The 19,653-nt window shown below is 56.0% G+C and carries 18 protein-coding genes; 8 read left to right on the forward strand and 10 right to left on the reverse strand.

Annotated elements, in window-relative coordinates; all coding sequences use genetic code 11:
* Nucleotides 1-12 precede the first annotated feature (12 nt).
* Nucleotides 13-1,428: an NADP-dependent phosphogluconate dehydrogenase gene (gene gndA, locus RB2501_RS12715; protein ID WP_015755247.1), complete on the forward strand. Its 1,416-nt coding sequence runs from the start codon at nt 13-15 to the stop codon at nt 1,426-1,428.
* 77 nt (nt 1,429-1,505) lie between these two features.
* On the opposite strand, the gene RB2501_RS12720 is transcribed toward gndA, so the two are convergent.
* Complete coding sequence (locus RB2501_RS12720) at nt 1,506-2,366, reverse strand: DUF5777 family beta-barrel protein (protein ID WP_015755248.1); 861 nt, start codon at nt 2,364-2,366, stop codon at nt 1,506-1,508.
* A gap of 249 nt (nt 2,367-2,615) precedes the next feature.
* Between RB2501_RS12720 and RB2501_RS12725 the strand changes: the two genes are divergently transcribed.
* Complete coding sequence (locus RB2501_RS12725; protein WP_015755250.1) at nt 2,616-3,029, forward strand: hypothetical protein; 414 nt, start codon at nt 2,616-2,618, stop codon at nt 3,027-3,029.
* Nucleotides 3,026-3,592, forward strand: a complete 567-nt coding sequence (locus RB2501_RS12730) for a YceI family protein (protein ID WP_015755251.1) — start codon at nt 3,026-3,028, stop codon at nt 3,590-3,592. The genes RB2501_RS12725 and RB2501_RS12730 overlap by 4 nt, the downstream gene beginning before the upstream one ends.
* Nucleotides 3,593-3,599: 7 nt before the next feature.
* Here the strand turns inward: RB2501_RS12730 and carB are convergent, their stop codons facing one another.
* Complete coding sequence (carB, locus tag RB2501_RS12735) at nt 3,600-6,452, reverse strand: carbamoyl-phosphate synthase large subunit (protein ID WP_015755252.1); 2,853 nt, start codon at nt 6,450-6,452, stop codon at nt 3,600-3,602.
* A gap of 88 nt (nt 6,453-6,540) precedes the next feature.
* On the reverse strand, nt 6,541-6,699 hold the full coding sequence (gene rpmH, locus RB2501_RS16055; RefSeq protein ID WP_015755253.1) for a 50S ribosomal protein L34: 159 nt from the start codon (nt 6,697-6,699) through the stop codon (nt 6,541-6,543).
* A 156-nt stretch (nt 6,700-6,855) separates the two neighbouring features.
* Here rpmH and RB2501_RS12740 point away from each other — a divergent pair, with 156 nt between their 5' ends.
* Both RB2501_RS12740 and RB2501_RS12745 read left to right on the forward strand, forming a co-directional pair.
* Nucleotides 6,856-7,755 (forward strand): DUF6263 family protein, encoded by a 900-nt coding sequence (locus RB2501_RS12740; RefSeq protein ID WP_015755254.1) that lies wholly within the window; start codon nt 6,856-6,858, stop codon nt 7,753-7,755.
* Nucleotides 7,745-8,260 (forward strand): hypothetical protein, encoded by a 516-nt coding sequence (locus RB2501_RS12745; RefSeq protein ID WP_015755255.1) that lies wholly within the window; start codon nt 7,745-7,747, stop codon nt 8,258-8,260. Before RB2501_RS12740 ends, RB2501_RS12745 begins: the two co-directional genes overlap by 11 nt.
* Nucleotides 8,261-8,388: 128 nt before the next feature.
* On the opposite strand, the gene cls is transcribed toward RB2501_RS12745, so the two are convergent.
* The 3 genes from cls to RB2501_RS12760 are packed head-to-tail and all read right to left on the reverse strand — an operon-like array spanning nt 8,389 to nt 11,542.
* Complete coding sequence (gene cls / locus RB2501_RS12750; RefSeq protein ID WP_015755257.1) at nt 8,389-9,852, reverse strand: cardiolipin synthase; 1,464 nt, start codon at nt 9,850-9,852, stop codon at nt 8,389-8,391.
* Entirely contained in the window at nt 9,852-10,823 is a 972-nt protein-coding gene (locus RB2501_RS12755; RefSeq protein ID WP_041327249.1) for a lytic transglycosylase domain-containing protein, read from the reverse strand. Before RB2501_RS12755 ends, cls begins: the two co-directional genes overlap by 1 nt.
* A 32-nt stretch (nt 10,824-10,855) precedes the next feature.
* A complete protein-coding gene (locus RB2501_RS12760; RefSeq protein ID WP_015755259.1) occupies nt 10,856-11,542 on the reverse strand; it encodes an alpha/beta hydrolase in 687 nt (228 codons plus the stop codon).
* A gap of 161 nt (nt 11,543-11,703) precedes the next feature.
* Between RB2501_RS12760 and RB2501_RS12765 the strand changes: the two genes are divergently transcribed.
* Complete coding sequence (locus tag RB2501_RS12765) at nt 11,704-11,997, forward strand: GNAT family N-acetyltransferase (protein WP_015755260.1); 294 nt, start codon at nt 11,704-11,706, stop codon at nt 11,995-11,997.
* An 89-nt stretch (nt 11,998-12,086) separates the two neighbouring features.
* Here the strand turns inward: RB2501_RS12765 and mtaB are convergent, their stop codons facing one another.
* The 3 genes from mtaB to RB2501_RS12780 form a co-directional block, all read right to left on the reverse strand.
* Nucleotides 12,087-13,415: a tRNA (N(6)-L-threonylcarbamoyladenosine(37)-C(2))-methylthiotransferase MtaB gene (gene mtaB, locus RB2501_RS12770; protein ID WP_041327250.1), complete on the reverse strand. Its 1,329-nt coding sequence runs from the start codon at nt 13,413-13,415 to the stop codon at nt 12,087-12,089.
* Between the two features lie 123 nt (nt 13,416-13,538).
* Nucleotides 13,539-14,711, reverse strand: coding sequence for a GlmU family protein (locus RB2501_RS12775; protein WP_015755262.1), 1,173 nt, complete (start codon nt 14,709-14,711; stop codon nt 13,539-13,541).
* Between the two features lie 191 nt (nt 14,712-14,902).
* Nucleotides 14,903-15,190 carry a type B 50S ribosomal protein L31 gene (locus tag RB2501_RS12780; protein WP_015755264.1) on the reverse strand — a complete coding sequence of 96 codons (288 nt, stop codon included), beginning with the start codon at nt 15,188-15,190 and terminating at the stop codon, nt 14,903-14,905.
* A gap of 170 nt (nt 15,191-15,360) precedes the next feature.
* Here RB2501_RS12780 and RB2501_RS12785 point away from each other — a divergent pair, with 170 nt between their 5' ends.
* Both RB2501_RS12785 and RB2501_RS12790 read left to right on the forward strand, forming a co-directional pair.
* A complete protein-coding gene (locus RB2501_RS12785) occupies nt 15,361-15,876 on the forward strand; it encodes a DUF4199 domain-containing protein (RefSeq protein ID WP_015755265.1) in 516 nt (171 codons plus the stop codon).
* A gap of 45 nt (nt 15,877-15,921) precedes the next feature.
* Nucleotides 15,922-16,893: a glycosyltransferase family 2 protein gene (locus RB2501_RS12790; protein ID WP_015755266.1), complete on the forward strand. Its 972-nt coding sequence runs from the start codon at nt 15,922-15,924 to the stop codon at nt 16,891-16,893.
* Here RB2501_RS12790 and RB2501_RS12795 read toward each other — a convergent pair.
* A complete protein-coding gene (locus tag RB2501_RS12795; RefSeq protein ID WP_187289171.1) occupies nt 16,865-19,528 on the reverse strand; it encodes a T9SS type B sorting domain-containing protein in 2,664 nt (887 codons plus the stop codon). The two genes, RB2501_RS12790 and RB2501_RS12795, sit on opposite strands and share 29 nt — an antisense overlap.
* Between the last annotated feature and the right edge of the window lie 125 nt (nt 19,529-19,653).

The following is a 19,653-nucleotide window of genomic DNA, read 5'->3' on the forward strand; positions in this document are numbered from 1 at the left end:
AGAAAATAGTATATGCAAGCGAATAACCAGTACGCATTTGGGTTGATCGGCCTCGGGGTCATGGGCCGGAACTTCATTCTCAACGTGGCCGAAAAGGGCTTTACCGCCCTGGGGTACGACCTGGATCCCGGTCAGGTGGAAGCGCTGAAGCGCGAAGGAGGGAACCTGGACCGGGTCAATGCAACCAATTCGCTGGAGGCGTTTGTCCAGGGGCTGGAAACCCCGCGGAAAATCATGTTGCTGGTCCCGGCCGGGCCCATCGTGGATTCGGTAATCGAAGAACTGCTGCCCCTGGTGTCCGCTGGCGACCTGATCATCGACGGGGGGAACTCCTTTTTCCGGGATACGGACCGGCGGGAGGCCTACCTGAAGGAAAAAAACATCCATTTTTTCGGGGCCGGGGTTTCCGGCGGGGCCGAAGGGGCCCGGCGGGGTCCCAGCCTGATGCCCGGCGGTGACCGGGACGCTTACCGGGAAGTACAACCGATTTTCGAGGCCGTGGCCGCAAAGTTTGAGGGGACGCCCTGCGTAGCCTACCTGGGGCCGAAATCGGCAGGCAACTACGTAAAAATGGTCCACAACGGGATCGAATACGGCCTTATGCAACTCACCGCCGAGGCCTATGACCTGTTGCGACGGGCCGGCGGTTTGGGCAATGCGGAAATTCAAGAAGTCTTTGCCCGCTGGAACCGGGGCCGCCTACAGTCCTTCCTGGTGGAAATCTCCTCGGAAATCCTGGGCCGGAAGGACGACCTGGATTCCGGCGACCTGATCGACAAGGTTCGCGACCAGGGGAAACAAAAGGGTACCGGCAAATGGACTTCCCAGAATGCCATGGACCTCGGCATTCCCGTGCCGACCATCGACATCGCCGTCAGCATGCGGGCCATCTCCGCATTTAAACAGGACCGGGAGCGGGCAGATACCCTGTTCGAAAGGCCCGGGGCCGGATCTGTCGATACCGAAAAGCTGATTGCCGATTGCGAAGCCGCCTTGTATTTCAGCTTCCTGCTCACATACGCCCAGGGGCTTCACCAGCTGGCCGAAGCCTCTGAAACCTACGGGTACGAACTGGACCTGGCAACCGTGGCCCGGATCTGGCGGGCGGGCTGCATCATCCGGGCGGCCCTGCTCGAGGATATCGCTTCGGCCTACGAAACCGCACCGGAGCTCGTCAACCTCGTTTTCTCCGAGAATTTCCGGGAGCCCCTGCAAAAGGCGGCGACCCCTGCCCGCCGCCTCGTGTCCCTGGGGGTTTCAGCCGGAATCCCGGTACCCGGCCTGGCGAGTGCCCTCTCCTATTTCGACTCCTACACCACCGGACGGCTACCCATGAACCTCGTCCAGGCCCAGCGCGATTATTTCGGGTCGCATACCTACCAGCGAACAGACCGGGACGGGACATTCCACACGGATTGGGACGCATAAGGCCCTGCAAGGAGAACCTCCCGTGAGGTCCTGATCGCAGAATTTCCTTAAGCAATCGGGGCCGGAATGGCCGGGGCTTAGAACTGGAACACCCGGCTCAGGTTAAAGCCGAAATAAACAACCCCCTCGGACCAGTCCCCCACCGCATTGCCGAGGAAACCGCTCTCAAAAGTTGGCTGGGCATTCGTGAAGTGAAGCTGGAAAACGTGTCCGCCCGTTTCGATGTCCACCCCAATGGACAGGGGGTTTACGAAGGGCGAGCCGGATGCCCGGTTCAGGTGCCAGCCGTAATCGACGTTGAGGCTCCAGTGTTTCCCGATTTTATACCGTCCCCCAATACCAAGCGCCCACTGGGAATTATCCTGAGGGGCGTAGTCCACATATCCTTCGTGGAAATACGTGGGCATCAGTTGGAGGGAAAGCCGTTCGTTGAATTTCCGTGAAATCAGGACTTGCTGCGTATAGGATACCCGGTCCGAAAAATCGACGGGGATGGTCAGCAGGTCTTCGTCCAGCTGCGTATTGATCGCCAGTTGGCTGTATCCCACCACCGTCACCGGGACCCCGGCCTGTTGCTGCAGCATCCGGTATTTCAGGGAAAGGTCGTAGGTCTTGTTAAAAGAACTCCTGGAAACCGAAATGTTGAACCCATCGGATACCCCGTAGAGGAAATGCAGGCGGGTATTGGCAAAATCCAGGCCGAAAAAATCGTCGAATCCGTTGCTGATGCTGCCAAAGCGGTGGGATACCACAAAGTAAAACTCCCGTTTGGAAAGGAGTTTTGTGGATTCGAAGTTGACGATTTTAAGGCCTTTAAAAGCGGCCTCTCCGAGTTGGGTGGTGTCTTCCTTGTCGATAGTGGCGAGCAGGTCGTCCTGCCCGTTGACCCCGAGATGCAAGGCGCAAGCCAGGCACAAAAGGCTGATTGTTTTTTTCATAGCGGTTGTTTTAAGGAGCCGGCCCTCAGTACCCGGGGGGCCATACGGAAACCGGCCTTTTTTACGTTAAACATACTAAATAATTCAATGGGCGGATGGTTTCCCTGCCCGGACAACCGGTGGGAAATCCGGTGAACAGAAGCAACCAAAAGCGTATTCAGGCGTCTTTTTGAAAAGAGGAATCGATTCGCAGTTACCTGACTATAAAGGACGTAGTTGGGAAAATCGAACAACCTATCTCAAGACGCTATGAAAAAAATGAAGGTAATCCTGGGGGCAGTCGCGCTGGCTGCAGTGGTATCCTGTTCCAAGGGCGGGGACTCCGACCCTGTGAACGACCCGCCCGTAAACAACCCGGGCAACGGCTCGGGCGATGATTCAGGCGACGGTTCCGGGGACGGTGCCGGGACAGACCCCGTATCCTACCAGGCAGACATTGCACCCATTATGAGTTCGAGCTGTACAAACTGTCACGGCGACCCGCCCACCCAGGCGGCCCCGATGGCCCTGGTAACCCTTGCGCAGGTACGCAGCGCCGTGGAAGACCGGGGACTGATTTCCAGGATCAACAGCACGTCCAACCCCATGCCGCCCGACGGCCGGTTGCCTCAGGCAACCCGCGACCTGATACAGGCCTGGGTAGACCAAGGATTCCCGGAATGAAGAAACTGCTCCTGCTTTGCTGCCTGCTCTGCCTCGGCGCTCCCGTTAGCCGCGCACAGGATCTGTGGACTACAGAGACCGGCATCGTTCATATCAATGCTTCCACCCCCCTGGAGGATATCGATGCCACGAACGACCGGGTCAATGCCATCCTCCGCCACGGCGACGGAGCCTTTGCCGTGGTCATGCTGATCCCGGAATTCCGGTTCCGCCGGAAATTAATGCAGGAGCACTTTAACGAAAATTACATGGAGTCAGACAAGTTCCCGAAAGCGACCTTCAGCGGAAAGATCTCGGGCCACGCCGATATGGCCCCCGGGGATACCCGCCAGTGCCGTATAGCGGGAACGCTCACGGTTCACGGAGTGGCCCGGGAGCGCGTGGTGGAGGCGGAAATCCGCCGCACGCCCAGGGGGTGGCGAATCCATTCGGATTTTACAGTCCGCACGGCCGACCACGATATTGACATCCCCAAAATCGTCTTCACCAAGATTGCCGAAGAGGTTGCGGTATCCCTGGATTTTGACCTGGACTCCGAAAAGGATTCGGGGCCCGGGGAATAAGAGCCGCTTACTTGCTCAGGTACATTTTCCGCCGGGAATACAGGTTGTAGAACTCGTCGTCTTTCAGGCTCTCGATAAACAGGATGCTCTCTCCCGTACTCTTCATCTCCGGCCCCAGGTTCTTGTTGACGTTGGGGAATTTGTTGAAGCTGAATACGGGTTGCTTGATGGCAAAGCCTTCCAGTTTCGGATTAAATTTAAAGTCCTTCAGCTTGTTTTTCCCCAGCATGATCCGCGTGGCGTAATTTACATAGGGCTCCCCATAGGCCTTGGCAATAAAGGGCACCGTACGGGACGCCCGGGGGTTTGCCTCGATGATGTAGACCATGTCGTCCTTAATGGCGAACTGGATGTTGATGAGCCCGACCGTATTCAGCGCCAGGGCGATCTTCCGGGTATGGTCCTTGATCTGCTGCATCACAAATTCCCCGAGGTTAAACGGCGGCAGGGTGGCATTCGAATCGCCGGAGTGGATTCCGCAGGGTTCGATGTGTTCCATGATCCCGATGATATAGACATCCTCCCCGTCGCAAATAGCGTCCGCCTCGGCCTCGATGGCCCCGTCCAGGTAGTGATCGAGTAGCAGCTTGTTGTTTGGGATCTTCCGGAGCAGGTCCACGACATGCGCTTCGAGTTCCTCCTTGTTGATGACGATCTTCATCCCCTGGCCGCCCAGCACGTAGGAAGGCCGCACGAGCAATGGGAATTTGAGTTCATCGGCGAGTTGCAGCGCCTCGTCTGCGCTTTCCGCCACCCCAAACTGCGGATAGGGGATGTCGTTGTCTTTCAGCAGTCGGGAGAAACTCCCCCGGTCTTCGGCCAGGTCCAGGGACGCAAAGCTGGTGCCCATGATGCGGATGCCGTATTTATCGAGCTTTTCCGCCAGTTTCAGGGCCGTTTGCCCGCCGAGCTGCACAATGACCCCTTCGGGTTTCTCGTGCAGGATGATGTCGTAGATGTGCTCCCAGAATACCGGCTCGAAATACAGCTTGTCCGCCGTGTCGAAGTCCGTGGAAACGGTTTCCGGGTTGCAGTTGATCATGATGGTCTCGTAACCGCATTCCGCAGCGGCCAGCACCCCGTGTACGCAGCAGTAGTCAAACTCGATCCCCTGTCCGATCCGGTTGGGCCCGGAACCGAGCACCACGATCTTCTTCCGGTCTGTGACCTCGCTGTCGTTGGCCACATACCGCTTCCCGTCGGCTGTCTCGATCTCTTCCTCGAAGGTGGAGTAGTAATACGGGGTTACCGCCTGAAATTCGGCTGCGCAGGTATCTACCAGCTTGTAGACCCGTTTGATGTCCAGGGCCATCCGCTTGGCGTGGACCTCGCTCTCCCAGCAATCGAGCATATGGGCAATCTGCCGGTCGGCAAAACCTTTTTGTTTCGCCTCCAGCAGCAGCGCCTTCGGCAGCGTTTCTACGGTATAATTCCCGATTTCCTTTTCCAGTTCATAGAGCTCCTCGTATTGTTTGAGGTACCACATATCGATTTTGGTGATCTCGTGGATGCGGCTCAGCGGTATTCCCAGTTGGATGGCATCGTAGATCACAAATACCCGGTCCCAGCTGGGATGGGTGAGCTTGTCGATGATCTTGTCGTAGTCCCGATACCCCTTGCCGTCAGCTCCGAGACCGTTCCGCTTGATTTCCAGGGACTGGGTTGCTTTGTGAAGGGCTTCCTGGAAGGATCGGCCGATTCCCATCACCTCCCCTACTGCCTTCATCTGCAGTCCGAGCGTCCGGTCGGCGCCCTCGAATTTGTCGAAATTCCAGCGGGGAATCTTAACGATTACGTAGTCCAGAGTGGGTTCAAACAGGGCCGAGGTGGACTGGGTGATCTGGTTGTCCAGCTCGTCCAGGTGGTAGCCGATGGCCAGCTTGGCGGCCACCTTGGCAATGGGATAACCCGTCGCCTTGGAAGCCAGGGCCGAAGACCGGGATACCCGCGGGTTGATCTCGATGGCAATGATATCCTCCTTCTCGTCCGGGCTTACCGCAAACTGTACGTTGCATCCGCCCGCAAAGTCCCCGATGCTGCGCATCATGTGGATGGCCATGTCCCGCATCCGCTGGAAGGTGCGGTCCGAAAGCGTCATGGCCGGGGCCACGGTTACCGAGTCGCCCGTGTGGATCCCCATCGGGTCCATATTCTCGATGGTACAGATGATGACCACGTTGTCGTTTTTGTCGCGCAGCAATTCCAACTCGTATTCCTTCCACCCCATCATCGCCTTGTCGATCATCACCTCGTGGATGGGGGAAGTCTCCAGTCCGACGCTTAAAAGGTTGTCGAAGTCCTCGGGTTTGTAAACGATGGAGGCCCCGGCTCCCCCCAGGGTATAACTGGCCCGGATAACGAGCGGAAAGCCGTATTCCTGTGCGATTTCCTTACCCTGCAGGAAGGAGGTGGCTGTGGCCTGCGGCGCCATGGCCACGCCGATGCGGCTCATCAGATCCCGGAATTTCTCCCGGTCTTCGGTAATGTTGATCGCATCGATGTCCACACCGATGATTTCAATTCCGAAATCCTCCCAAATGCCTTTGTCTCCTGCCTCGATACACAGGTTCAGGGCTGTCTGTCCCCCCATGGTGGGCAGGACCGCATCGATTTCCGGGTGCTTTTTGAGCACCTCCAGGATGGACTTGGTGGTCAGGGGCAGCAGGTAAACGTGGTCGGCCATGGACGGGTCCGTCATGATGGTGGCCGGGTTGCTGTTGATCAGTACGGTTTTGATCCCGTCCTCCCGGAGCGACCGGAGTGCCTGGGAACCGGAATAATCAAACTCACAGGCCTGGCCGATGATAATTGGGCCCGAACCGATAATCAACAGGGTTTCTAGATCTTTTCTTTTGGGCATGGGGAAGCGAACTTTTTGGAGTTAGTGGACAAAAAAAAGGTGCTACTTTCAAAAGTAACACCTTCAGATTTTATGATTGGGTACACCATTATTTTTTATGCCGTGGCTCAGAGGATACGCTCAGTTTTTTACGTCCTTTGGATCTTCTGCGGGCCAGCACTTTCCGACCGTTGGCTGAAGCCATGCGCTCGCGAAAGCCGTGTTTGTTTTTCCTTTTCCTTTTGGAAGGCTGAAATGTTCTTTTCATCTTGAATCTTTTTCCGCTTGATGGATTAAGGCCCGGAGCCTCTTGAAAATCTGGGCGCAAATATACGAAGAGTTTTGGCAATCCCAAATGCAAATAAATTTTTTTTCGAATAGTTTTTAGTACTTTTGCGGCAGCCGTTTAAACGCTGCCAATCCCATGTCCAAGGCCCTGTTTTTAGCACTTTTCACCCTGTTTTTGACCGGTAGCACCACCGCCCAGGAAAAGTTGGGGTACTCCTTGCAGAAAGGGGATGTATTCACTGTGGAACAACAGTCGGAACAAAACGTTTTCCAGGATGTCGGCGAAACGGGCCACCAACTGACCAATCGGGTGACTGCCGTACTCGAGTTCCAGGTTCGGGAAGTCAAGGACAGCACCTATGTGCTGGTGATGCGGTTCAGGGACCTGTTCTTCCGGATTGAAAGCAGTTCGCAAGGGCAACTGCTCGACGTGCGCGCCCGGGAACCCGGCAGGACGGATCTGCGCTCCCGCCTCTTCCGCAACCTGATGGATGTACCCGTAACCATGGAACTAACGCGCAGCGGCGAGGTGCTGTCCGTTACCGGGGGAGACGGCCTGGTGGATGGCATGCTGGATGGCACGGGCCTGATGGCGGGAGCCGAACGCACAGCCCTTAAGGAAAGCCTGCTGGCTGACTACAGTTCGGAGGCCCTGGCGGCCAGCTTCGAACAATTGACCTATTTTTATCCGGATCGCGCGGTGCGCTCCGGTAGCAAGTGGACAAACCGGCACGAGGGCAAGCTCCAGGCGGCAAACACTTGGAAACTGGATACCGTGGCAGGCGGCAGCGCCTCCATCAGCGGCCAGGCAACCATTCTGCTGCGGGAACATCCGGAATCGCCCGGGAGCGCCCTGCAGGGCAAACAAAACATGCTGGTAAAGACGGAAGCCGGCAGCGGCTTTTTGCTTAAAATGGTCGTCTCCGGAGAAGCCTCCGGTCAGACGCCACTCGGCGCCCCGGGGACAGATCCTGTACCCACAAGGGTTCAAATGAAAAGTATCTACACGCTAATAGACCACAAACATGTTCAATAAAAACATCAAAATCGTCCTGGCTTTTTTGATAACCGGGTATGCCGGATACCAGTTCTACGAAGGTGAAATCGGCAATGGCATTATGTTGGTGCTTTTGGCACTCATTTTTGTCTTCCTGTATTTTCGAAATGAATTGATCCTCCTCGCGTTTTTGCGTATGCGGAAACAGGACCTTGAGGGTACCGAGAAATGGCTTGGGAAAATCCGCAACCCAAAGGCGGCCCTGACCACCAAACAACAAGGCTATTACGAATACCTCCACGGGATTATCTACTCCCAGAAAAACCTGACGCAGGCCGAAAAGCACTTTCGCAAGGCCCTGAAACTCGGGTTAAACATGGATTACGACGTTGCCATGGCGAAACTCAGCCTGGCCGGGATCGCCATGCAGAAACGGCGGAAACGGGAGGCCACCACGCTCCTTTCCGAGGCCAAGAAACTCGATAAAAACAACATGCTTAACGAGCAGATCCGCATGATGCAGCAGCAGCTGAAACGGATTTGATAATTTGGGAATTTGGAAATGCGTTTAACGGGCGATGCCGTAAATTGGCCGCGGGAAATTCCCGGGGTGCAGTCCTGGAGCCAGGAGGCCCGGAGCCGGTTTTAGAGCAAGGGGGACCAGAGCCGGTTTTAGAGCAAGGGGGCCCAGAGCCGGTTGAGGGATTCCTGTAATTTTCGGGAGATCCCCCGTTCCTCCCAGCGTTCGAGTTCCACTTCCTCAGACTCTTCCAGGTCGCGGAGAAAGACCTCCTTCAACTGTTTAGCTTTGGTCTTGCTGTAAAGCAGGGCATTGATTTCGAAGTTAATCGAGAAACTCCTGTAATCCATATTGGCCGTCCCGATGCTCGCGAAGGTGTCGTCCATGACCAGCGTCTTGGCATGCACAAACCCCTTGTTATACCGGAAGATACGCACCCCGGAACGCAGCATCGATTCGATATAGGAATCCGTGGCGTACTGGGCTGCCCACGAATCGGACTGGTACGGGATGATTACCCGGACATCCACGCCGGAGCGGGCCGCCGTGGTCATGGCGGTCATGATGGAGGCATTCGGTATCATGTAGGGCGTGGTGATATACACATACTCCCGGGCCGTATTGATGGCCGTAAACAGCGCCTCCATGATATTCGCGTAGTCGGAATCCGGGCCGCTGGCGGCAATCTGGACAGCTACCGGGTCCTGGGAATCGGGTTTGGTATCCGGGAACAGGTTCTTTTGGATCGAGGTAATGTCATCGGATACAAAATCCCACGACAGTAAAAAGCTCGCCTGGAGGGAACCCGTTGCCGGCCCCCGGATCCGAAGGTGGGTGTCCCGCCAAAACCTCGGGTTGCTCAGGGAGTTGTCGTATTTCCTGCGGATATTGATCCCCCCCACATAGCCTGTAATCCCGTCAATCACGATGATCTTCCGGTGGTCCCGATAGTTGAATTTACCCGTAAACCGGGTGAACAAAACAGGCATGAATGGAAAATGCTCCACCCCGCATTCCGTCATGCGCTTCTTGGTGCTACCGGAGAGTTTACTCCCCACATCGTCGTAGATCACGCGCACGGTAACCCCTTCCCGGGCCTTACGGCAAAGCATGTCGATGATCGGGAGCCCGGTCGCATCGTCGTAGAGCACAAAATACTCCAGGTGGATATGGTCGGTCGCTTTTTCAAGGTCTTCCAGCAAACGGGGGAATTTGGCCTCCCCGTTAATGAGGATTTCCACGTCATTTTCATACGTCAGGACAGCGCGGTCATTGTAGTGCAGCAGTTGATACACCCGATAAAGGCCGGGGCCGAACCGCTGTTCAAAATCGGTTTGCTGGTCCGGGGTCATCCCGAATTGCTCCCGCCAGTCTTTTAGCCGGGTATTATCGGTGAGGTACTTCTTTTCGAAAATTTTATTTTTCCGGTGGTCGATCCCGAAGAGGTAATAGACCAGCAACCCCAAAAACGGCAAAGTAGCCAGGGCAAAGAGGTAGGTAAGCGTTTTAACCGGATTGTCGTTCTTGAGCAGGACCGTTACGGCAATAATAATGGCCAGCAGGTAGTTGACCAGCAGGAGGTAGGCCCAAAGATTGTCCTGCAGATAGTCCGACATCAGGGCCCGGTCTTATAATAACCTTTGTGGGGGATGGCGATCTGGTATTTTTTACGGGAGGCATTATTCAGGTGGGGTTCCCGCAGCCAGGGGTTGTGCCGTTTGAGGATTTTATAGTTAATCTCGTACTGGTTGGCGAAATCAGCAAAATTGCGGACGGCCGTATCCACCTCCACCGAAAAAGTGGGGACCTCATTGTACAGATCTTCCTTCTCAATGACGAATCCGTATTTCTCCGGATGCGAGAGGATTTCCTTGATGGCCAGGATCCGGAACACGTACCGGCCGGTTTCCGCCCCGAGCAATAAGTCGTAGTAATCGTCCACTTTCTGTATGCCCATGTACCGGTCGATAGACCCGGTACCTGTATTATAGGCCGCGGCGGCCATCGTCCAGGAACCGTATTTGTCCCGGTAGCGCTTCAGGTAGCGGCACGCCACTTCCGTGGATTTTTCAAGGTGGTAACGCTCGTCTACATTGTCGTTGATCTCCAGGCCGTATTCCCTGCCGGTGGCTTTCATTATCTGCCAGAATCCCGTGGCCCCGGCGGGGGATACCACATTCTCCAGCCCGCTTTCAGCTACCGCCAGGTATTTAAAATCGTCAGGGACTCCATTTTTTGCCAGAATGGGTTCGATGACCGGAAAATATTTGTGGGCCCGCTTCATCAGCAGCAGGGCATTGGATTGCCAGTAGGTGTTCACCAAAAATTCCCGATCCACGCGCTCCATGATTTCCGGGTCGTCCTGGGGGACGGGCTCCCCGGCAAAGTTCAGATCCCCGGGGATATCGATGGCGGAAATCCGGTAGGCGGGGGAAACGTTTTTGTCCTGAGCTTCAACCGATTCCGGCGCTTCCAGCGATTCAGGTGCCTCCCCGGCGGTTTCCGCCGATTGCTGGACGGCAAATACCAGGGTGCTGACCACGCTGATCAGACCGATCAGCATCAGGGCGTTCTTGAGAAGTCTCATACAAAAAGGATTAAGGATTTATACCAAAGGTATTAAATAGAACTCCCATCTTGCAAAATAATTGCAGGCAACCGTTCATTGAGCCAGCGATGCCGGTGGAGGATCATTGTATGGGTACCCCCGGGCACCGAAATACAATCGCCGATATACCCCATCGGAAAGACAGCATCTTTTTCACCGTGCAAATGCACCAGGCCGGGAACGGGTTCCTCCCGGGTCCAGTTTACAATCTGGTCGATGGCCCAGTCCAGGTAGCCGGTATCCCGCACGCCCAGGTACCTCTCGTAAAGCTTCAGCCGCTTGCCGATCGATTCCCCGAAGGCATACCGCGCCAGGACCTCCACATTGTTGACCAGGGATGTGGGCAGGAGTTTGTGGAGTTTCGTATAACGCGCCACGAGCAGTCGCCTGGGCATTTCCCGGCGGCATTTTACGCTGGAAATTATTATCACTTTACGGGTTTCCAGAAATCGGGTCATCTCCTGGACGAGCATCCCTCCAAAGGAAACCCCGATCAGTACGGGGTTGGCCTCCCGCACCTGCATGCTCATCCTGCGGGCGTATTCCTGCAGGTCCATCCCGGGCTCTGGCAGGAACCATTCCAACAGGTGGATCCGGAAGCGGTCCTCCGGCAATCGGATATTTTCAAAGATATCCGGACAGGCTGCCAGGCCGGGCATCAGGTAAACGTGTACCAGGGGAGCTTCTGGGTCCTTCAAAACCGTTTAAATCTTAGGTTTTTAGCATTATTTTGACTAATTTTGAACGCTATCGGTGGTATTTTTTGCATTTCTGAAAAAAAACGCGCCCGGTGCTTCTAAATTACGACACTCCATAGTTCGTAATTTTTTTATCTGAAACCAAAATTAAATCACGACATATGAGCGAGCTGGCAATTAAGGACAATAGCTTCCTGCGTCAATTTGAAACGCGGGTTAACGGGCAACTGGCCAAGATTGAGTATTCCTCTCAGGAACGGAAAGTATTCCTGACCAAACTGGTCATTCCGGAAACCATTAGCCGGGAGGGCTTCAAGGAAGAGTTTATCAAGGCCGTACTGAACCACATCCAGGAGCAAAACCTTCGCGTTGTCCCGACCAGTCCGCAAATTGCCGGTTTTCTGAGGAAAAACAGGCAGTATAAGGAAATGCTCCCCGTCGGCATCCGGATCTGATTGCCGACGTTACTCCAAACAGCCTGGTAACCAGGCCTGCATCCCGGTACTGAGACCGGGATTTTTTTTGTCCGGGCTCCAAGCCAAAGTTAAATTGCGAAAGCGGGCGATACCGGCTCCATGCGCACCAGGCCATCCGAGTCGATTTCCGTCAGCCGGACGCGTAGGGTGGTACCTGTCAAAGCCGGGTCCCAGGGAGCTTTGACCTTCACGTAATTCCGGGTAAAGCCGTGGATGTATCCCTTTTTGTTTTCCCCCTCAAAGAGTACGGTTTGTTCGGTATCCAGTTGCTCCTGGTAGAACGCCCGCCGTTTCTTGGCCGAGAGGCTGCGGAGCATCTTGCTGCGACGGTTGCGTTCTGCCGGGGGTACCGCCCCGTCCATCTTCGCGGCCGGCGTATCGGCCCGTTCCGAATACGTAAAGACGTGCAGGTAGGAGACCTCCAGTTCGTGCAGGAAATTATAGGTTTCCATAAAGTGGTCTTCCGTTTCCCCGGGGAACCCGACGATGACATCCACCCCGATACAGGCATGGGGCATGACTTCCCGGATGCGCGCCACCCGGTCTGCGTACAACTCCCGCATATACCTCCGGCGCATCCGTTTCAGGATTGAATTGCTGCCGCTTTGCAGGGGAATATGGAAGTGCGGTACAAAATGCCGGCTGCCCGCCACAAAATCGATCGTTTCATTCTTCAACAGGTTCGGTTCGATAGACGAGATCCGGACGCGTTCAATCCCGGGTACGTCATCGAGGGCCCGCACCAGGTCCAGAAAGGTGTGTTTGTGCCGTTTATCCCCGTTTTCGCCCTTTCCGTAATCCCCGATATTTACGCCCGTAAGGACAATTTCCCGGATCCCCCGGGCTGAAATTTCCCGGGCGTTTTCCAGGACATTCTCCAGCGTATCGCTCCGCGAAATCCCGCGAGCCAGCGGGATGGTGCAATAGGTGCACTTGTAATCGCATCCGTCCTGCACCTTGAGGAAGGCCCGGGTCCGGTCTCCGATGGCATAGCTGCCCACATAGAAGTCCGCTTCGCGGATCTCGCAGGAATGCACTTCCCCCATATCGTTCTTAGACAGGTCGTCCAGGTACCGGGTCAGGTTGAATTTTTCCGTTGCCCCCAGGACCAGGTCCACACCGGGGATGGAGGCGATTTCCTCGGGTTTGAGCTGGGCATAGCAACCCACCACGGCTACAAAGGCCTCCGGGTTGTTCCGCAGGGCCTGTCGGACAACGGCCCGGCAGCGCTTATCCGCATTATCGGTTACCGAACAGGTGTTGATCACATACAGGTCGGCGGGCTGCCCGAATTCCACCTTGCGCAACCCCTGTTCCACCAGGTCGCGGGCAATCGTGGAGGTCTCTGCAAAATTCAGTTTGCAACCCAGGGTATAAAAGGCAACGGTGCGGTCCATAGTATTTTTCAGGTCGTCGGCCGGGCCGGGGCTAACACCGGCCGGTTTTACCGGGGGGCAAAGATACGGATTTACTCCCTTTTGGCAAGCCGGGCCGGGCACGCAGCGTATTGGCCCCGATGCCTATTTGCGCCATTGGGCACTGTCGTCAAAAACCTGCTGGAGGATCCGGGCGTCTTCCTCGGTGAAGTCCACACCCCGGCGGGCCATCATCACCCGGGCTGCCTCGAATGCCTTTGCCGGCTGGTAAGTGGAAAAACCGGAGGCGCCCCCCCAGCTGAAACTCGGGACAAAATTCCGGGGAAACCCCGGCACATAGATATTGCAATTCACCCCGATAACCGTCCCCGTGTTAAACATCGTATTGATGGCTGTTTTGCTGTGGTCGCCCATCATCAGCCCGCAAAACTGGAGGCCGGTGGGATCGAAGCGCCGGGTCTCATAATTCCAGAGCCGGACCTTGGCGTAGTTGTTCTTCAGGTTGGAATTATTGGAGTCCGCCCCGATATTGCACCATTCGCCCAAAACGGAATTTCCCAGGTAGCCGTCGTGCCCCTTGCTGGAATACCCGAAGATGACCGAATTGTTGATCTCCCCGCATACCTTGCCATAGGGCCCCACTGTGGTGGGACCGTAAATCTTGGCGCCCATTTTCACCACCGCATGGTCACAAACGGCCAGCCCGCCGCGGATCAGGTTGCCTTCCATGACCAGGGCATTGCGGCCAATGTAGATCGGGCCATCACTGGCATTGAGGATACTGTGCTCCACTTCGGCCCCCTCCTCGAGGAAGATCCGGTCGGCAGCTACCAGCCGGTTTGTGGCGGAAATCGGGGCCGACTTACGCCCGGCGGTCACCAGGTCAAAATCGGCCTCCAGGGCCCGGCCGTTCATCGAAAAGATATCCCAGGTATTTCGCAACTGCCAGGTCTCGCCCGGGTAGTCTCGCCGGATGAACCCTTTGCCCTTAGGGTCGGCATGCGGGTCTTCGCTCCTGCAAGCCAGGACGCAATCGTCCTTCCAGAGCGCCTCCCCGGGCTGCAATTTCCGAATGGCTGCCACCAGGCCGGGGTCCGGGAAAAACGAGGCTTGAATCAGCAGGTTGTCCGCCCCGCTTTTCATTGGGAATTTTCCGGAGAGGTACGCCTCGGTACGGCAACTCACCTCCTCCTTCAGGTAGTGCTGCCACTTCTCGCGGAGTGTGAGGATCCCGATCCGGATATCCCCGACCGGCCGTGTATAGGTAAAGGGCAACAAGGCGGTCCTGCGGTCGCCGTCGAACAGGATGTGGTTCATGGTTCCGTTTTAGCGCAAAGCTACAAAAAGCGTTCGGTGTGGTTTACCCGGTTGGTCGGCAGGATGGAACCCGTGGTCGAAACGGGTCCGCGCCTGAGGGCGAAGGCCCGTGTGCGGCGGATGCGATCTGCCATAAAAAAAGCGACCCCCGTATGGAGGTCGCCAATTTGATCCGGAAAGCTTTCGGGAAATTATTTCTCTTCCTTACTGGCCTCCTTTTTACCTTCTTTCTTGTCGAACTTCTTGTACTTGTTCTTGAATTTATCGATCCGGCCGGCCGTGTCGATCAGTTTGGACTTGCCGGTGTAGAACGGATGCGAGGTACGGGAAATCTCCAGCTTCACCAGCGGGTACTCCACCCCGTCAACCTCCATGGTCTCGCGGGTTTCTGCGGTAGACTTGGTAATGAATACATCGTCATTGGACATATCCTTGAAGGCCACCAGTCGGTAATTATCGGGATGAATATCTTTTCTCATCGTACGCTCGTTTTATTCCTCAGTTTTTCAGGCTGCAAATGTAATAATTTTTACTGGAAAACAATCAAGCTCAGAAAAGATTTTTATCTGCAGAATGCTTATCTTTCATGTAACATTCCTCCCCCGAAAGCAACTAATAACCAACAAAAACCAAAAAAATCAAACGACAAATGGAACAGATCCAACCAAAAACCGGGAAGTACTCCCTGAATTACGGCCTCATCCTCGGCGCTATCGGGGTGGCCTTCTCCCTGATGCTCTTCCTGGTGGATGCGCATACTACCAACAGCCCGGTCGTGCAGATCGTCAATATTGTGATCTCCGTAGCGATCATCTTTTGGGGCATCCTCAGTTTCCGAAAGGCCAACGGCGGCCTGCTCAGCATTGGCCAGGCCCTGAAACTCGGGGCGGGCATCTCCCTGATCGCCGGGATCCTTTCGGTACTTTACCTGTTATTGCTCTCTAATGTTCTGGACCCGGATTTTGCCCGGGTAATGACCGAGGCGCGAATGGCAGAAGCGGCTGCCTCCGGGAACATGACCCCCGAACAAATCGAACAGGGGGTGGAAATGGGGGAGAAATTCTTCTGGTTCGGCTACCCGATTATCCTGATCATGTCCGTGGTCTTTGGACTCATCATCGGCCTGGTGGGCGGCCTGATTTTCAAAAAAACCGAGGAGGCCTGATTTTGGCCTAAAATCGTACATTTGGGCAGAACCGGAATACCGAGTATGCACCTGTCCATCGTCATCCCCTTGCTCAACGAGGCGGAATCGCTTAACGAACTCCACGATTGGATTGTATCCGTAATGCAATCCAATCGTTTTTTGTACGACATTCTTTTTATCGACGACGGGAGCACCGACGGAAGCTGGGAAATCATCCGGACTCTGGCAGCAACCAACCCCAACGTCCGGGGCATTCGCTTCCTCAAAAACTACGGTAAATCCCAGGCGCTGCATGCCGGTTTCCGCCAGGCTTCGGGCGATATCGTGATTACCATGGACGCCGATTTGCAGGATAACCCGGAGGAGATTCCGGAAATGGTCCGCATGATCCGGGAAGAGGGCTATCACCTGGTTTCGGGGTGGAAGAAAAAACGGTACGACTCCCTGCTGATGAAAAACCTGCCGTCCAAACTCTTTAACTGGGCGGCGCGCAGAACCTCGGGGGTTCGCCTCCACGATTTCAACTGCGGCCTGAAAGCCTTCCGGAAGGAAGTGGTGGACCAGATTGAGGTTTCGGGCGAGATGCACCGCTACATCCCCGTACTGGCCAAAAACGCCGGGTATACCCGGATCGGGGAACAGGTCGTGCAGCACCAGGCCCGCAAATACGGGAAGACCAAGTTTGGGGCCGACCGGTTTATCAACGGGTTCCTGGACCTGATCACCATCTGGTTCGTCTCCAAATTCGGCAAGCGCCCCATGCACCTGTTCGGGGCCCTGGGCGTATTGATGTTCCTGATAGGTTTTGGGTTTGCACTCTACCTGGGTATCGATAAGTTATTTCTGAACCCGGCCGGCCGGCTGCTGACGGACCGCCCCCAATTTTTCCTGGCCCTCGCGGCCATGATCATGGGGACCCAGTTCTTCCTCTCCGGTTTTGTGGGGGAGATGATCCTCCGCAGCAAGCGCAACGAACAGCGCTATTCCATCTACGACCGGGTAAACATCAGCGAATCAGTGCAAAATGTCCGGTGACTTCCCGTCCTGTTTCCAAATGCAACCGGTACCAGTAATCGGATGCCGGGAGCGGGCTGCCCATGCGGTTGCCGTCCCATCCCGGGTCTGAATCGCTCATCTGCCCCACCAGGTTGCCGAAACGGTCGTAAATCTGGAGCTGATATGGCCCGAAATAGGCCGCATTGTGAAATTCCCACCGGTCATTTTTGCCATCCCCGTTCGGGGTGAAAAAGTTCGGCAGGCCACCCACCGCGATTTCCCTTGAAAGTGTCTGGCAGGTCCCCTGTACAACGAGTTCGTATACCCCGGGTTTCAGCCCCCCGAAAAAAGGCGATTCCTGGAAATTCAGCCCGCCGTCAAGGGAAAAGGACACGGCGGATTCCGACCCCCCAACCATCACGCGAACACTGTTGACCTGCCGGAAATCCGAAACGATTACTTCGCTTATTTGCAGGGTTTGCGGGGGAAGGACCCGGAATTCCTGCACCTGCTCACACTCCCCTACCCGCAGGGCCACCGAATAACTGCCCGGGGCATCTACTGTCCGCACCCGGCCCGTACTGCCGTCGTCCCAAAGGTATTCGGAAAACACCTCCGGAGCCTCCAGAACCACCGGGCTGTTGCAGTAGGACATTTCGACAAAGCCGTCCAGGTCGGGCGGGGTGACAAAGTGGACCTGAACAGACCCGATCTGCCCGCATCCCCCCCCATCCTCGATACGGAACCAGACAACCCGGGGGGAACCGGGCTGGAACCGGATGTTATAATTGAAAAAAGCGCGTTGGCTCAGGAGGGCGTCCGAACGGGTGGCATGTAGGGTCAGGTTGCCGGAAGCCCCGTACAGACCGGAGAGAAAAGCTTCCATCTCCTCGCGCTTCAACCCTGCCGTGCTTTCCCCGGAAGTGACCTGACAGACCGTCATTACAGCTGCCTCAGGGATTTCCAGGAATCGCGTTTGCAATTCGATTTCCGATATGCGGAAACAATCCGGGGTTTCAAACACCCGGGCATAGACAACCTGGTCCGGAATCGTGTTGGCAAAGCCCACGGGGTTTAGCGGGTTCCGGTTAATTTCGGCATCCTCCCGGCTCAGGTAGTAGAATGCGTTGATTTCCGGGTTGCCCCCCTGCAGCGCCGGCAGGGCCTCCCCCAGGTTGAATTCCGCCAGTCCGTCGTCATCCCCGTCGATATCGCATTGCAGGAGTTCCACCGTGGCCGGGGGGTCCGGGACGTCGGCAATCTCCACGAACTGCAAAAACTCCCGGCGGGTGCCGTTCCGATACGTCACATCGAAGCGCACCTCGTAAACCCCCGGGGACGAATATTGATGCCCGGGGAGGATTTGATCGGAGAAGTTCCGCGATCCGCTGGCCGGGTCGCCGAAATCCCAGGAAATGGCAGCGATATCCCCGGCTCCATCCGGGGTAAACTGCGCGGTGGAACCAAAGCAAAGCGGTTCCACTTCCACCACGGTCTCAAAATAGGACTGGATAAACTGCGGGAGCCCGTAGGTGGCCGCCGGGCCGCCGAGGTTCGTGTCAAAAGGGCGGAAGTCGCAGGCATTGCCGGCGGCTTCCGGATTCCGGATCACGGATAACTCCCTGCCGGGCATGGAGTGGTAGATTCGCCGGTCTACCGCCAGCTGGATACTCCCCCCGATAAAGCCCTGTATGGGCCGTTCGAACCGGTGGACCCGGTATCGGGAAGCCGGGATATCCGCAGTCGTCAGGTTGAACTGGAGGATCTCCACGATCTCCGTCTCGAGAAACAGGTCGGAGGTCTCCCCGCCAATCAGCGTACCCGTCGCATAGAGTTTGGAGGAATCCGGGGAAAATTCCACCCCGTAAAACAACAGGTCGCCGCCCAGCGCCCTGGGGTTGGCAACCCGGCCCGTACCGGCATCGAAGTCGTAGAGGAACAATTGGCTTTCAATCCCGGGCTCCACAATGGTATGCGCTATGGCCAGTCGCGTCCCGTCCGGGGAAATCTTGGCGCACCCCCTGAAATTGGCCGGAAGTCGCGTATCCGGCCCCAGGAGCGTAACCACGGGGTCGGGGTCCAGGCCGGAAGCCGTCAGCCTATACGCAAAGAAGCGGTCCCGGCGATGGGTGACCACCCAGTAAAAGTCGTCCCCTTGGTTCCGGACAGCCGTAATATTTTCCGATGCAGAAGCCAGTAGCGGGACATTGCGCCGTACAACCGCCCCCAGCCCGCCATTCCGGCTCATGTCCACCACGGAATAATTCAACCCGTTGGGGGTGCTCCCGGCCAATCCGCCGGCATACGCCAGGGCATCGTCCGGGGTAAATATGTAAAAAATCGTCTCAGAACCGGGCAGGGGAACCACCACCGCAGCCTGGGAGGTCGAGGGGCTGCCCGCCAGACCGTTGCCACCGTCCATCTGCTGGTGATTCCGGTCCCAAACCGAAATGCCGTCCGTATAGAAGAGCAGGTTGCCGTCTGCGTCCGAATACGCATCGCATCCCTCCACCGTATTTACCAGACCGTCAAAAAGCGCCACGGGTTCCCCCGAACTGAAATCCAGGCCTGCATACTGGCCAAAATACCAGACCGCCGCTTCTTTCTGGCCAAGGACTATTCCAAAGCCGTAGAAAAACAGCGCCAGGCAGGTGATCCATCTGGAGCGGTTCATGTTCATAGCGCTAGCAGCTTGTAAAGTACAAAATATTGGCCTCCTCCCATCGGTTAACCGCTTAACGGCCCGTTTTTTCGAAGCATTTCCCCTATTTTGCATTTCTGATGTACCTTTGTTTAAAA

The organism is Robiginitalea biformata HTCC2501, from assembly GCF_000024125.1.
Lineage (GTDB): Bacteria > Bacteroidota > Bacteroidia > Flavobacteriales > Flavobacteriaceae > Robiginitalea > Robiginitalea biformata.